This is a genomic window from Aeromonas sp. 102P (genome assembly GCF_051920345.1).
Classification (GTDB): domain Bacteria; phylum Pseudomonadota; class Gammaproteobacteria; order Enterobacterales; family Aeromonadaceae; genus Aeromonas; species Aeromonas veronii.
Map to the genome: position 1 here is coordinate 2,138,829 of NZ_JBQBCZ010000001.1, position 14,213 is coordinate 2,153,041.

The window sequence follows — 14,213 nt, forward strand, 5'->3', positions numbered from 1 at the left end:
CGGTGGCGATGAAAAAGCCCTGCGCAGAGGCAGGGCTTTGGAATAGGTGATGGCGAGGGAGGATCAGGCCTTGGCCAGCAGATCCATTACCCAGGGCAGACCCTGCTTCTTGCGGCTGACAAAGCCCGGGTGGTAGCTGGACTCTGCCGGTACTTTAGCGTGTTCCGTAAAGTAGATACGGCTGGCTGCGGCCGTCAGGTCAGTCACCATCAGCACGAAGAAGTCGAGCCCTTCGCTCGTCACGCGCTGGGCCATCTCCTGCTGCAGGGCTGGCAGGTGCTCGGCCAGCTGCTGTTCGCTGCCCACTTCGATCTGGCTCATGATGAAGTTGCAACCTTCCGCCTGGAATGCCTTCTCATCCTGCTGCAGCAGTTGAGCCGGAGTCAGGCCGCTCAGGTCGGTTTTCGCCATCAGCAACTGTTGGCCGAATTCGGCCAGCGATACTTCTGCCAGCGGTGCCAAACGCTCACAAGCGATCTTGTCCTGCTCGGTGGTGGTCGGCGAGGTGAGACAGAGGGTGTCGCTCATGATGGCGCCCAGCATCAGGCGAGCCTGGCTGCGGGTTACGGTGCCTTGCTGGCTCAGCAGATCGAAGGCGATGGTGCAGGTGCAGCCGACGGCCCGGATCCAGGCATCCAGCGGAGACTGGGTGACCAGGGTACCGAGACGGTGGTGATCCACCAGACCCAATACATTGGCTTGTGCCAGTGTGGCAGGGCCCTGTTCCAGATCACTGAAATCCACCAGCCAGACATCTTCACCGGTCAGATCTTTGGTCAGCAACTCGGGTTCGCTGACGCCAGCCTGCTCCAGAATAAAACGGGTTTCGGTGCGCAGGTCACCCAGACGCCATGGGGTGGCCTGACGGCCCTGGCCATTGAGCCAGTCGGTGATAACCAGCGCACTGCAGATACTGTCGCTATCAGGATTCTTGTGACCAAAAACGTGGATCATAGACAAAGCCTCACAATTGGATACCCATAAAGGGGGGCAACACTATGCGAAATCCGCTACATGAAGGCAACCGGATCCACGCCCATGTTGCTGCCAGCTTCGCCTAACTCGCCATTTTATTGATCTGGGTCGGTAATCCTGATGCGTCTGTTGTTCTCACAATTGGCTATTGGCTATTGGCTATTGGCTATTGGCTATTGGCTATTGGCTATTGGCTATTGGCTATTGGCTATTGGCTATTGGCTATTGGCTATTGGCTATTGGCTATTGGCTATTGGCTATTGGCTATTGGCTATTGGCTATTGGCTATTGGCTATTGCTGACTGTGCAGGCTATGGCACTCGTCCGTGCCTGCGCAGTCAGCATGTTCGGTCAGCCCTGTCAGTTGCCATCGCTGCAAATCGGCGTTTTGGCCTGATTCAACGGCGCAGCAGCTCGCGGGCATTGGCCAGGGTGTTGTCGGTGATCTGGTCGCCACCGAGCAGGCGTGCCAGCTCATTGAGACGGGCATTCTGGTCGAGTGCATCCATCCGGGTTTCGGTGGTTTTGCCATCGGTATGCTTGCTCACCACCATATGCTGGTGGCCGTTGCCTGCCACCTGAGGCAAGTGAGTGACCACCATCACCTGAGTGGACTCGCCGAGCTGGCGCAGCAGGCGACCCACCACGGCGGCAGTCGGGCCGCTGATCCCCACATCCACTTCGTCGAAAATCAGGGTCGGGGTGGAGACCTTGCGGGCGCTGATCACCACGATGGCGAGGCTGATGCGCGACAGCTCACCGCCGGAGGCCACCTTGCCAAGCGGCTGGATCGGTTGGCCCGGGTTGGTGGTGACCATGAACTCCACCCGATCTATACCCAGTGGTGACAGACTGCTCTGGGCATCGGGGCGCACCTCGATGGCAAAGCGGCCATCGGGCATTGCCAGTTCGTGCATGCTGCTGGTTACCTTGGCGCCCAGCTCCTGGGCATAGCGCTGACGGCTCTGGCTCAGGGCTTCGGCGGCCTGGACAAAAGCCTGACGGGCCTCGGCCAGCTCATCTTCCATCCCCTCTAGCCGCTCTTCGTCAGAGTTGAGGCGGGCGAGATCCGAGGCCAGCTCCTGATGGTACTGAGCCAGATCGGCCGGTTTGACGTGGTGCTTGCGTGCCAGATTGATGGCTTTGGAGAGGCGGGCCTCCAGCTCGTTAAAACGCTCGGGATCCAGCTCCAGCCGATCGAGGTAGCTGCGAAGTTCGCTGTGGCTCTCCTGCACCCCGATCAGCGCTTCGTTCAGCATCTCCAGTACCGGGGTGAGGCGGCTGTCCATGCTGACCAGCCCCTCGGCCCGATCGACGGCCGATTGCAGCAGCCCTGCGATAGTGGTCTCTTCGTTGTCATAGAGCAGATCGAGGCAAGCCCCGCACTCTTGCATCAGCTCTGTGCCGTTGGCGAGACGCTGGTGCTCCTCTTCTATCTCTTCGAACTCCCCTGGTTGCAGGGCAAATTCGTCCAGCTCTTGCACCTGGTACTCGATCAGCTGGCGGCGGGCCTCCCGTTGTTGCTGCTCGGCCTTGAGCCGGTTCAGCTCGTTTTGCAGTTGGCGCCACTGCTGATAGTGCTGGCGCACCTCGTCGAGCAGCAGATGGTGACCGGCATAACCGTCGAGCAGAGCGAGCTGGTAATCGGGTTTGAGCAGCATCTGGTGGGCATGTTGACCGTGCACGTTGACCAGTAGCTGGCCCAGATTCTTGAGCTGGGTGAGGGGGACAGGCACGCCGTTGATATAGCTGCGTGAGCGGCCCTCGGCGGAGATGACTCGCCGCACGATACACTCACCTTCGTTTTCCAGTTCGTTGGTGGCGAGCCAGGCGCGGGCGGCCGGGTTGTTGTCCAGCAGGAAGCGGGCGCTGACCTCGCTTTTGTCGCTATCGGGTCGCACCATGCCGGCTTCTGCCCGCTCTCCGAGGCAGAGACCGAGAGCGTCGATGGCGATGGATTTACCGGCACCGGTCTCACCTGTGATGCAGGTCATCCCCGGTTGCAGATCGAGTTCGAGAAACTTGACGATGGCGAAGTTGTTGACGGTCAGCTGGGTCAGCATGGTCTCATCCTGTATAGGTCAACATTACTGTGTATGCATCCAGTATATACTGGTCTTATATACAGTAAAGAGGGCGCCGTCATTTTTAACACAGGAAAGCCGCGCCAGTACGGTATGGCTATGAAAATGCGGTACTGACCATTGGCGCACGGTACTGATATAAGAGTGCAGGGAACTTTGTCATGAAAGAAAGGAGAAGGGCGTCAATTCAGGCGCCCTTACTGGCAATGCCGTTGTCGGTCTGCGCCGATTAAAACAGCTTGCTGCCCCAGCCGAGCTTGTTGCGCAGCACGTGGAAGTAGCTGTAGTCGAGCGGGTGAACCAGATGAAGCTGATGGTGGCTCTTCTTGATGAGTATCTCGTCTCCTGGGTGGACCGCCAGGGTCACCTGACCGTCACAGCTGACCTGCATGGCATCGTCCTGATTATCCGGCGAGACCAGCAGCCGTACTTCGCTGTCGGCATCGAGCACGATGGGGCGACTGCTGAGGGTGTGCGGGAACATCGGCACCAGCGTGATGGCGTTGAGCTTGGGGGTGAGGATGGCGCCACCTGCCGACAGGGAGTAGGCGGTTGAGCCAGTCGGAGTGGCGACAATGATGCCGTCCGAGCGCTGGCTATACATAAAGCTGCCATCGATATAGACCTCGAACTCGATCATATGGGCGATCTTGCCCGGGTGTAGTACCGCCTCGTTGACCGCCAGATTGCTCGACTTGCGCTCGCCGTGGCGATAGACCGAGGCCTCCAGCAGGAAGCGGTGTTCGCTCTTGTAGTGGCCGGAGAGCACCTGCTCCAGTGGCAGCAGGTAATCCTGCGGCGAGAGATCGGTCAGAAAGCCGAGGTTACCCCGGTTGACCCCGATCACTGCTACATCGAAGCGCGACAGTACCCGCGCCGCCCCCAGCATGTTGCCGTCGCCGCCGACCACGATGGCCAGATCGGCCTGTTGGCCGAGCTGAACCAGATCCATCACGTTTTCATCGAGGATGCTCAGGGTCTGGGCGACCCGGCTCTCCACCAGTACCCGAAAGCCGCGGGCGGTCAGGTATTGATGCAGGCCGGTCAGCGTCTGGTTGGCCCCCTCATGGTGGGGTTTGCCAATCAGGGCGATGGTTTTGAACGGAGAATCCATAGTCAGTCAGATCTGGGATGGGTATTGCGGGCCAGTATACAGTGCTTTGCTCCGCTTGTGGCGCTCTCCCGTGTGACGGAGGTGGCTATCCCCTTGAGGCTACTGGTTAAACGGTGAGCGGCAACCCGGATAAACCGACGGTTGCGGCTATTCAGCAACCCAGATTGCCCTTTACCCCTTGAAAGCCGGGGATGCATCCCCATAATAGCGCCAACATAGTCGGTCTGTTGTCGTCCGGTCGCTCAACCAGACGTCAGGGCCCTCATAAGTAACCCCGGAATTGGAGATGTCATGAACCACGAAGAGCAAAAGGTTGAAGCGATGGAGCAAGTGGAAGCCCAGCCAGTCGAGCCGACCGATGTAGACAGTGAAGTGACAGCCGAGCAGGCCCGCATTGCCGAACTGGAAGCGCAGTTGGAAACCGCCATCCAAAAAGCGGCGGAAGAGCGTGAACGCGCCCTGCGTACCGCCGCCGAGATGGAGAACCTGCGCCGTCGTACCGAGCTGGATGTGGAGAAGGCGCACAAGTTTGCTTTGGAGAAGTTCGCCAACGAACTGCTGCCGGTGCTGGACAACCTTGAGCGTGCCATCGAACTGGCCGACAAGGAGAACGAAGCCCTCAAGCCGATGATCGAAGGTGTCGAGCTGACCCTGAAATCCATGCAGAGCGGCGTGGCCAAGTTTGGTCTGGTGGCGCTCGACCCGATCAACCAGCCGTTTGACCCCAACGCCCATCAGGCGATGAGCATGGTGCCGAGTGCCGATGTGGCCCCGAACACCGTCATTGCAGTGATGCAGAAGGGCTATGACCTCAACGGTCGGGTGATCCGTCCGGCCATGGTGATGATCGCCAAAGCGGTCGACTGATTGGCTGTGGGTGCCCGAGCCCGCCCCATGGCGGGCTTTTTGTTTCGCAGTGCAGCACCTGCTCATCTTGCCCGGTTTTACGGCTCAACGTGACCGCGCAACCATGACAAAGGGTGTGGTTTTTTAGGGTTGGGGCTTGAAGCTGCGTCTGGCGACCCCATATAGGTAGCAAGGCCGCGGCGGCACAAAAAATTTGATGCCGGGAGCTTGAAAGCCAGATTGGCAGCCCCCACCTAGCCGTTAACGCATTAAGGCGAGTTCCTCGCCAGTTTATTCAAAGTATTTGGAGATTCGTCAAATGGGTAAAATCATCGGTATTGACCTGGGTACTACCAACTCCTGCGTCGCTATTCTGGATGGCGACACTGCTCGCGTGATCGAGAACGCAGAAGGCGATCGTACTACTCCGTCCATCATTGCCTATGCCGATGATGGCGAGATCCTGGTTGGTCAGCCGGCCAAGCGTCAGGCCATCACCAACCCGAAAAACACCCTGTTCGCCATCAAGCGTCTGATCGGTCGTCGTTTTGAAGATGAAGAAGTGCAGCGTGACCTGAAAATCATGCCGTACACCATCGCCAAAGCTGACAACGGCGACGCCTGGGTTGAAGTGAAGGGTAAGAAAATGGCACCGCCGCAGATCTCTGCCGAAGTGCTGAAGAAGATGAAAAAGACCGCCGAAGACTACCTGGGTGAGCCGGTAACCGAAGCAGTTATCACTGTTCCGGCCTACTTCAACGACGCCCAGCGTCAGGCTACCAAGGATGCCGGTCGCATCGCCGGTCTGGATGTAAAACGCATCATCAACGAACCGACTGCAGCAGCTTTCGCCTACGGCGTGAACAAGGTCAAGGGCGAGCGCAAGGTTGCCGTATATGACCTGGGTGGCGGTACTTTCGATATCTCCATCATCGAGATCGACGAAGTTGAAGGCGAAACCACCTTCGAAGTACTGGCGACCAACGGTAACACCCACCTGGGTGGTGAAGACTTCGATAACCGCGTCATCAACTATCTGGTAGACGAGTTCAAGCGTGAGCAAGGCATCGACCTGCGTAACGACCAGCTGGCTCTGCAGCGTCTGAAAGATGCCGCCGAGAAAGCCAAGATCGAGCTCTCTTCTGCCCAGCAGACCGACGTCAACCTGCCGTACATCACTGCAGATGCCACCGGTCCGAAGCACATGAACATCAAGGTGACCCGCGCCAAGCTGGAATCCCTGGTAGAAGACATGGTGAAAGACTCTCTGGAGCCGGTTCGTGTTGCCCTGAAAGACTCCGGTCTGGCAGTTGGCGAGATCGACGACGTGATCCTGGTTGGTGGCCAGACCCGTATGCCGCTGGTTCAGAAGACCGTTGCCGAGTTCTTTGGCAAAGAGCCGCGTAAAGACGTTAACCCGGACGAAGCCGTGGCCATGGGTGCTGCCATCCAGGGCGCCGTACTGTCCGGTGACAAGACCGACGTACTGCTGCTGGACGTTACCCCGCTCTCCCTGGGTATCGAAACCATGGGCAGCGTGATGACTGCGCTGATCGAGAAGAACACCACCATTCCGACCAAGAAGTCTCAGGTGTTCTCCACTGCAGAAGACAACCAGTCTGCCGTGACCATTCACGTGCTGCAGGGTGAGCGCAAGCGCGCCAGCGACAACAAGTCTCTGGGCCAGTTCAACCTGGAAGGCATCCGTCCGGCACCGCGCGGTCTGCCGCAGATCGAAGTGACCTTCGACATCGATGCCAACGGTATCCTGCACGTCTCTGCGAAAGACAAAGAGACCAACAAAGAGCAGAAGATCACCATCCAGGCCTCCTCTGGTCTGTCTGATGACGAGATCGAGCGCATGGTACGCGAAGCCGAAGCCAACGCGGCCGAGGACAAGAAGTTTGAAGAGCTGGTACAGGCTCGCAACCAGGCTGATGGTCTGGTCCACTCCGTACGCAAGCAGATCACCGAAGCCGGTGAAGCCCTGCCTGCTGACGACAAGACCAAGATCGAAGCTGCTCTGAGCGAGCTGGAAGCGGCCATCAAGGGTGACGACAAGGCTGCTATCGAAGCCAAACAGCAGGCTCTGCTGGAAGCGTCCCAGAAGCTGATGGAAATTGCCCAGCAGCAGGCTCAGGCCCAGGGTGCAGCCGGTGCTGATGCCGGTCAGTCCTCCTCTTCTGCCAAGGCTGACGACGACGTAGTCGACGCCGAGTTCGAAGAAGTGAAAGACGACAAGAAGTAAGCCCTACCCAGATGGGCGAAGTCCGCTTCGCCCATCGGCTTGGTCAATGAATTCACGGGCGTTGGGTAACCAACGCCCGTCTGCGTAACCACAGGATGAGTATGTCGAAGCGCGATTTCTACGAAGTACTGGGTGTGGCGAAAGATGCCGACGATCGCGAGATCAAGAAGGCGTACAAGCGCCTGGCCATGAAGTATCACCCGGATCGTAACCAGGGTGATGCCGCATCCGAAGAGAAGTTCAAAGAGGTCAAGGAAGCCTACGAGGTCCTGACCGATGCCAACCTGCGTGCCCGTTACGACCAGTACGGCCATGCCGGTGTCGACCCGAGCCAGGGTGGCGGTGGCCACGGTGGCTTTGGCGGCGGTGCCGACTTCGCCGACATGTTTGGTGACGTATTCGGTGACATCTTCGGCGGTGGCCGTGGTGGTGCCCGTCGTGGCCCGGCCCGTGGCTCCGACCTGCGTTACACCATGGAGCTGACGCTGGAAGAGGCGGTACGCGGGGTCTCCAAGGAGATCAAGGTGCCGACTCTGGTTCACTGTGAAGTCTGTAACGGCTCCGGTGCCCACACCGGCAGCAGCGCCCAGACCTGCCCGACCTGCCACGGCTCCGGCCAGGTGCAGATGCGTCAGGGCTTCTTCGCGGTGCAGCAGGCGTGTCCGCACTGTCACGGCCGCGGCAAGATCATCAAGGATCCGTGCCGCAAGTGCCACGGTGAAGGTCGCTACCAGCGCACCAAGACCCTGTCGGTGAAAATTCCGGCGGGCGTCGATACCGGCGATCGCATCCGTCTCTCCGGCGAAGGGGAAGCGGGGGAAGCAGGGGCACCGGCAGGGGATCTCTACGTACAGGTGCACGTCAAAGAGCACGAGATCTTCGTGCGTGACGGCAACAACCTCTACTGCGAAGTGCCCATCAGCTTCACCGCCGCCGCCCTCGGTGGCGAGATTGAAGTGCCTACCCTGGATGGCCGCGTCAAGCTCAAGGTCACTCCGGAGACCCAGACCGGCAAGATGTTCCGCATGCGCGGCAAGGGCGTGAAGTCAGTACGCTCCGGTCAGGTAGGGGATCTGATGTGCAAGGTGGTGATCGAGACGCCGGTCAACCTCACCGAGCAGCAGAAAGAGCTGTTGCGCCAGCTGGACGAATCCTTCAGCGGTGCCGCTGCCAAGACCCACAAGCCGAAATCGGAAGGCTTCTTCGAAGGGGTGAAACGCTTCTTCGACGATCTGACCAGCTGATTTCAGCGACCCGAATAAACAGAGCCGGCCTTGTGCCGGCTCTTTTTTGCCTGTCATTTCGCCAGGATCCGCCTTATTGAGTGGATCCTGATGAGGGATCCTCCTCACAACTCCCGCCAATTCCTGCTGTACAAATGTTATCCCGCTCACACTGTTACTGAAACGGTTTAGTTGCCATATTGAGCTGGCTAAATTGGTTTAGCTATGCTCTGGCTGTCGATAACAACAGCGCCCGTTCGGGCCACAGATGACAGGTGAGGAAGATGATGATGTTCAAGAGCAAGTTGGCGCTGGCGGTAGCGCTGGGATTGGGGATGATCAGCCCGCTGTGGGCGGCGGATGGCGGTATCGAGGCCCGTCTGGCGGCGCTGGAGGCGCGGGTACAGGCGGCTGAAGCGAGAGCCGAGGCAGCAGAGAGCCGTGCCAGTCAGGCGGAAGTGAAGGCGAGTTCGGCCAGCGAGCAGGCTCAGGTGGCCAACAACCGCAGCCAGAAGGTGGATGAGAAGACCGTCGGTGCCCAGGGCTTCGAGTTTCACGGCTATGCCCGCTCGGGCCTGTTGGTCAACAGCAATGGCAATGGTGGGCGCGGCGGCCCCTACATCACGCCAGCCGGTTCGGTGGGGGGGGCCGTCGGTCGCCTTGGCAACGAGGATGACACCTACATGGAGGCCAACCTGCTGAAAACCCAGACCTTCGAGGATGGCAGCTGGGCCCGCTACAAGCTGATGCTGGCAGACGGGGTGGAGACCAGCAACGACTGGACTGCCAGTGATTCGAGCCTCAATACCCGTCAGGTGTTTGCCGAGATCGGCAATCTGGCGAGCTTCGACGGCCCCTTCAAGAATGCGGTGCTGTGGGCGGGCAAGCGCTTTGACCGCGACAACTTCGACATCCACTGGCTCGATTCCGACGTGGTATTCCTGGCCGGTACCGGCGGCGGTGTCTACGACGTGCAGCTGGCCGACAGCTGGAAGGCCAACTTCTCTCTCTATGGCCGCGATTACGGCGACATCAGCGCCAGCGGTCTCTCCGATATCGAGAGCTACATCCTCACCATGAACAACCGCATCGGTAATTGGCAGTGGATGGTGAACGGCCTCTCGGCCAAGGACAATGACGCCCGCATCAATGACAAGGGGGCGGGCAGCGAGGCGGGGGACAAGGGGGCCCACACCCTGCTGGCCTACCACGGCGAGAGCTTCTTTGGCATCAACCCCGGTTTTGCCAAGGCGGCAGTGCTGTACGGTCATGGGCTGGGGGCCGAGGTCAAGGGGCTGGGCTCTGACAGCGAGCTGCTGCCGGACGCCGATGCGGTGCGGGTCGCCGTGTTTGGCGCCACCGATCTCAACTCGCGCTGGCGTTTTGCCCCGGCCCTGCTGGCCGAGCAGAGTCAGGATCGCTACGTGAAAGGGGATGAGTACCGCTGGCTTACCTTCAATACCCGAGTGGCGCAGGTGCTGAGCCAGAACGTCGAGTTGGTCTACGAGGCGGCCTGGCAATACATGGATCTCGATCCCAAGGGCTACAAGGGACGCCAGGCGGTGAACGGCAACTTCACCAAGCTCACCTTCGCCCCCACCTTCAAGGCGCAGACCGCCGGTTTCTTTGAACGTCCCGAGCTGCGGGTGTTCGCCAGTTGGATGGACTGGTCCTCCGAGCTCGACAACTACGCCAGCGACGATGCCATGGGCCAGAGCAACTTCACCGCCGGTGGCGAGTGGAACTTTGGCGTGCAGATGGAAACCTGGTTCTAGTTCGTTATCCCGATCACAAAAATGGCAACCGGTGCCGAGATCTGTTGGTTGACTAAAACGGTTTAGCTGATAATGCCAGCCAACAGAACAGAGTTCGGCTTTGACCGTGGATCCGATGCAGCAGTGGAGTAGCAAGGTGACGAATCGTGTGTGGGTAATGGGGGATGCGGTGGTGGACTTGATCCCGGAAGGGGCGTTGCACTACCTCAAGTGTCCGGGTGGCGCGCCCGCCAATGTGGCGGTTGGCGTGGCACGGCTGGGTGGCGATGCGGCCTTTATCGGCCGGGTCGGTGCCGATCCGTTCGGCCGCTTTATGGCCGACACCTTGCGCGGGGAGGGGGTGGATATCGGTGCGCTGCGGCTCGATCCTGACCATCGCACCTCTACCGTGCTGGTGGCACTGGATGACGAGGGGGAGCGCAGCTTCACCTTTATGGTGCGCCCCAGTGCCGACCAGTTCCTCACCCCAGATGAGTTGCCCCGCTTCGATGCCGATCAGTGGTTGCTCACCTGCTCCATCGCGCTCGCCAACGAGCCGGTGCGCACCAGCTGCCTGCAGGCCATGGTGGCCATCAAGGCGGCAGGCGGGCGGGTCTGCTTCGACCCCAACCTGCGCCCCGAGGTGTGGGGCAACCCCGCCGAGATGCTGCCGCTGGTGCGCGAAGCTATCGCGCAGGCGGATGTGGTCAAGCTCTCCATCGAGGAGCTGCAACTGCTGAGTGGCGAGGATGAATTGGTCGCTGGGCTTGCGACGCTCTCTGGCCCGGCGCTGGTGCTGGTGACCAGAGGGGCGGCCGGGGTAGTGGCTCGCCTTGATGGCGAGTTGCTGGAGTGGGTGGGGCAGAAAGTGACGCCCATCGACACCACGGGGGCGGGAGATGCCTTCGTCGCCGGTCTGCTGGCGGCGCTGGCCGGGCGGACCTCGCTGCCCAGTCTGGCCGAGCTACCCGCCATTCTGGCTCAGGCCCACGGCTGCGGGGCGCTCGCCACCACCGCCAAGGGGGCCATGACGGCGCTGCCGACCCGCTCCGAACTGGATGCCTTTTTGCGATCAGGCGCAAGCGGCTGTTGAGCTGCGGCTAGAAGCCCGGCTCGACAGCCCCTACTCTCATGTGACAAGGACTCGCCAGCGTGGCGAGTCATAAGAGGAAGAATATGAATATCAGTGCGATAGCCAAGGATCTGGTGCCCCTGCTCGGGGGCAAGGAGAACATCGTCAGCGCTGCCCACTGTGCCACCCGGCTGCGGCTGGTGCTGGCCGATGACAGCAAGGTGAACAAGGCCGCCATCGACAAGCTGGAGGGGGTCAAGGGGTGCTTTAGCAACGCGGGCCAAATTCAGGTGATCTTCGGCACCGGTCTGGTCAACAAGGTCTATGCGGAGTTTGTGGCGCTGACCGGTACCGGCACCGCCAGCAAGGCGGAGCTGACCGACATGGCGGCGGCCAAGCTCAACGTGGCCCAGCGGCTGGCGCGAACCCTTTCCAACATCTTCGTGCCGATCATTCCGGCCATCGTCGCCTCGGGTCTGCTGATGGGGCTGCTCGGCATGGTGCGCACCTACGGTTGGGTCAATGCCGACAGCGCCCTGTTTGTGATGCTCGACATGTTCAGCTCGGCGGCCTTTATCATACTGCCGATCCTCATCGGCTTTACGGCGGCGCGGGAGTTTGGCGGCAATCCGTATCTCGGGGCGACCCTCGGTGGCATCCTCACCCATCCGGCGCTGACCAACGCCTGGGGCGTGGCCGGTGGCTTCAAGACTATGGACTTCTTCGGGCTGGATGTGGCGATGATCGGCTATCAGGGCACCGTCTTCCCGGTGCTCTTGGCGGTCTGGTTTATGTCCCATCTGGAGAAACAGCTGCGCAAGCGCATTCCGGATGCGCTGGATCTCATCCTCACCCCGTTTTTGACCGTCATCATCACCGGCTTCGTGGCGCTGCTCTTCATCGGTCCCGCCGGGCGGGTGCTGGGGGATGGCATCTCGTTCGGTCTGAGCGCCCTCTATGAGCAGGCGGGCTGGCTGGCGGGGCTGGTGTTCGGCGGCACCTATTCGCTTATCGTCATCACCGGCATCCACCACAGCTTCCACGCCATCGAGGCGGGATTGCTGGCCAATCCGCAAATTGGCGTCAACTTCCTGCTGCCCATCTGGGCCATGGCCAACGTGGCACAGGGCGGGGCTTGCCTCGCGGTCTACTTCAAGACCCGCGATGTGAAGATCAAGGCCATTACCGTGCCGGCGGCCATGTCGTGCCTGCTGGGCATCACGGAAGCGGCGATCTTTGGTGTCAACCTGCGCTATATCAAACCCTTCCTCGCCGGTCTGTTTGGCGGGGCCTGCGGCGGCGCCTACGTGGTGGCGGCCAAGGTGGGGATGACGGCGGTGGGGCTGACCGGTATTCCCGGCATGGCCATCGTCCAGCCCATGAGCCTTATTCATTACATCATCGGGTTGGTGATCGCCTTTGGCGCCGCTTTCGCCGCTTCCTACCTGCTCAAGTACAAGGTGGAGTGATGAAGGAAAGCGATCTTCTTAACCAGATTGTCCGGTCGCTGCTGGCCGGACAGCTCAAGGCAGCGGCCGATCCCCATCGGCCCCGCTGGCATCTGGCAGCCCCGGTGGGGCTGCTCAACGATCCCAACGGCTTTATCGAGCACGACGGGCGCTACCACCTTTTCTACCAGTGGAATCCGCTGGGCTGCGAGCATCGCAACAAGGGCTGGGGCCATGTCACCTCCACCGATCTGCTGCATTGGCAGCACGAGCCGGTGGCGCTGTTGCCCACCGAAGCCTATGAGAGCCACGGCTGCTATTCGGGCTCGGCGGTGAGCGACGAGCAGGGGCGCCTGACTCTTATCTACACCGGCAATGTCAAATACCCGGATGGCAGTCGTACCGCCTATCAGTGTCTGGCCCGCGCCGACTGTGAGGGTAGTTTTGCCAAGCTGGGGCCTGTGCTGGATCTGCCCGAAGGCTACAGCGGCCACGTGCGCGACCCCAAGGTGTGGCATGACGGCCAGCAGTGGCTGATGGTGCTGGGGGCCCGCACCCTGGATGACAAGGGCGAAGTGCTGCTCTATCGCGGCGACACCCTGCAAAGCTGGCAGCGGGTGGGCCCCATCGCCGGTAGCGGGCGAGGGGGGCTGGGTGAGTTTGGCTATATGTTGGAGTGCCCGGATCTCTTCCCGCTGGGGGATCAGCATGTGCTGATCAGCTGCCCGCAGGGGATTGCCCCGGCAGGCGAGGATTACCGCAACCTCTACCAGTGCGGCTGGCTGGCGGGCAACTTCGACGGCGAGCGCTTCGAGCACGGGGCTTTTCACGAGCTGGATCGGGGCTTCGAGTTCTATGCGCCGCAAACCACCCGAGACAGTCAGGGGCGCCGCCTCTTGTTCGGTTGGCTGGGGCTGCCGGAGGAGAACGAGATGAGCCAGCCTACGATCGCTCACGGCTGGCTCCACCAGATGAGCTGCCCGCGGGAGCTGTTCTGGCAGGATGAGTGGCTCTGCCAGCGGCCGGTGGCCGAGCTCGCGGCATTGAAGGGAGAGTTGACCCGTTTCGAGGGGACGCTTGGCGAATTTCCGGGGCTGGCCATCGACTCGGCCTGGCTCGATCTGGATCTCTGCGGTGAGGGGAGCCTCTGGTTCGGTGCCGTGGCCGAGCTGGTGTGGCACCCGGGGCGCCTCACCTTGCGGCGCCAGAACTGGCAGAGCGGAGCGTGGGAGACCCGCAGCAGCCCATGGGCTGGCGGGCGGATCACCGTGCTGTGCGATCGCTCCAGTCTGGAGTGTTTCATCGATGAGGGGCGACACAGCCTGTCGGCGCGCTACTTCCCTGGGGACAAGCCGCAACTTTCATCAGGTAACGGCGATGATGGCTGCAAAATTTGCCTCAATCACTGGCCGCTGTCGGCGTGCCTAGTACAATAGCCCGGTTCTAGTC

11 protein-coding genes are annotated in these 14,213 nt (G+C 60.7%); 8 read left to right on the top strand and 3 right to left on the bottom strand.

The window, feature by feature from the left end; genetic code table 11:
* Positions 1-63: 63 nt before the first annotated feature.
* On the bottom strand, positions 64-954 hold the full coding sequence (locus ACTG1K_RS10235; RefSeq protein WP_368174226.1) for a manganese-dependent inorganic pyrophosphatase: 891 nt from the start codon (positions 952-954) through the stop codon (positions 64-66).
* A 169-nt stretch (positions 955-1,123) separates the two neighbouring features.
* Between ACTG1K_RS10235 and ACTG1K_RS10240 the strand changes: the two genes are divergently transcribed.
* On the top strand, positions 1,124-1,372 hold the full coding sequence (locus ACTG1K_RS10240; RefSeq protein ID WP_440005234.1) for a hypothetical protein: 249 nt from the start codon (positions 1,124-1,126) through the stop codon (positions 1,370-1,372).
* A 1-nt stretch (position 1,373) separates the two neighbouring features.
* Here the strand turns inward: ACTG1K_RS10240 and recN are convergent, their stop codons facing one another.
* Together recN and nadK are read right to left on the bottom strand one after the other, a co-directional pair.
* A complete protein-coding gene (gene recN, locus ACTG1K_RS10245; RefSeq protein WP_150388746.1) occupies positions 1,374-3,038 on the bottom strand; it encodes a DNA repair protein RecN in 1,665 nt (554 codons plus the stop codon).
* 250 nt (positions 3,039-3,288) lie between these two features.
* Positions 3,289-4,173, bottom strand: coding sequence for an NAD(+) kinase (nadK, locus tag ACTG1K_RS10250; protein WP_005338038.1), 885 nt, complete (start codon positions 4,171-4,173; stop codon positions 3,289-3,291).
* A gap of 291 nt (positions 4,174-4,464) precedes the next feature.
* On the opposite strand from nadK, the gene grpE reads away from it, so the two are divergent.
* The 7 genes from grpE to ACTG1K_RS10285 all read left to right on the top strand — a co-directional run bounded on the left by grpE (position 4,465) and on the right by ACTG1K_RS10285 (position 14,200).
* Positions 4,465-5,040 carry a nucleotide exchange factor GrpE gene (gene grpE, locus ACTG1K_RS10255; protein ID WP_005338036.1) on the top strand — a complete coding sequence of 192 codons (576 nt, stop codon included), beginning with the start codon at positions 4,465-4,467 and terminating at the stop codon, positions 5,038-5,040.
* A 298-nt stretch (positions 5,041-5,338) separates the two neighbouring features.
* On the top strand, positions 5,339-7,267 hold the full coding sequence (gene dnaK / locus ACTG1K_RS10260; RefSeq protein ID WP_440005235.1) for a molecular chaperone DnaK: 1,929 nt from the start codon (positions 5,339-5,341) through the stop codon (positions 7,265-7,267).
* Positions 7,268-7,368: 101 nt separating this feature from the next.
* Complete coding sequence (dnaJ, locus tag ACTG1K_RS10265) at positions 7,369-8,511, top strand: molecular chaperone DnaJ (protein WP_005338032.1); 1,143 nt, start codon at positions 7,369-7,371, stop codon at positions 8,509-8,511.
* Between the two features lie 263 nt (positions 8,512-8,774).
* On the top strand, positions 8,775-10,265 hold the full coding sequence (locus ACTG1K_RS10270; protein ID WP_440005236.1) for a carbohydrate porin: 1,491 nt from the start codon (positions 8,775-8,777) through the stop codon (positions 10,263-10,265).
* A 115-nt stretch (positions 10,266-10,380) separates the two neighbouring features.
* Positions 10,381-11,337: an aminoimidazole riboside kinase gene (locus tag ACTG1K_RS10275; RefSeq protein WP_236370047.1), complete on the top strand. Its 957-nt coding sequence runs from the start codon at positions 10,381-10,383 to the stop codon at positions 11,335-11,337.
* An 83-nt stretch (positions 11,338-11,420) separates the two neighbouring features.
* A complete protein-coding gene (locus tag ACTG1K_RS10280) occupies positions 11,421-12,785 on the top strand; it encodes a sucrose-specific PTS transporter subunit IIBC (protein WP_042657031.1) in 1,365 nt (454 codons plus the stop codon).
* Positions 12,785-14,200 carry a glycoside hydrolase family 32 protein gene (locus ACTG1K_RS10285; RefSeq protein WP_440005237.1) on the top strand — a complete coding sequence of 472 codons (1,416 nt, stop codon included), beginning with the start codon at positions 12,785-12,787 and terminating at the stop codon, positions 14,198-14,200. Before ACTG1K_RS10280 ends, ACTG1K_RS10285 begins: the two co-directional genes overlap by 1 nt.
* The last annotated feature ends 13 nt before the right edge of the window (positions 14,201-14,213 follow it).

Excerpts from the sequence above, each read along its gene's own strand:
- ACTG1K_RS10235 (WP_368174226.1), bottom strand. The coding sequence starts at position 954 with ATGATCCACGTTTTTGGTCACAAGAATCCTGATAGCGACAGTATCTGC.
- recN (WP_150388746.1), bottom strand. The coding sequence starts at position 3,038 with ATGCTGACCCAGCTGACCGTCAACAACTTCGCCATCGTCAAGTTTCTC.
- nadK (WP_005338038.1), bottom strand. The coding sequence starts at position 4,173 with ATGGATTCTCCGTTCAAAACCATCGCCCTGATTGGCAAACCCCACCAT.
- grpE (WP_005338036.1), top strand. The coding sequence starts at position 4,465 with ATGAACCACGAAGAGCAAAAGGTTGAAGCGATGGAGCAAGTGGAAGCC.
- dnaK (WP_440005235.1), top strand. The coding sequence starts at position 5,339 with ATGGGTAAAATCATCGGTATTGACCTGGGTACTACCAACTCCTGCGTC.
- dnaJ (WP_005338032.1), top strand. The coding sequence starts at position 7,369 with ATGTCGAAGCGCGATTTCTACGAAGTACTGGGTGTGGCGAAAGATGCC.
- ACTG1K_RS10270 (WP_440005236.1), top strand. The coding sequence starts at position 8,775 with ATGATGATGTTCAAGAGCAAGTTGGCGCTGGCGGTAGCGCTGGGATTG.
- ACTG1K_RS10275 (WP_236370047.1), top strand. The coding sequence starts at position 10,381 with ATGCAGCAGTGGAGTAGCAAGGTGACGAATCGTGTGTGGGTAATGGGG.
- ACTG1K_RS10280 (WP_042657031.1), top strand. The coding sequence starts at position 11,421 with ATGAATATCAGTGCGATAGCCAAGGATCTGGTGCCCCTGCTCGGGGGC.
- ACTG1K_RS10285 (WP_440005237.1), top strand. The coding sequence starts at position 12,785 with ATGAAGGAAAGCGATCTTCTTAACCAGATTGTCCGGTCGCTGCTGGCC.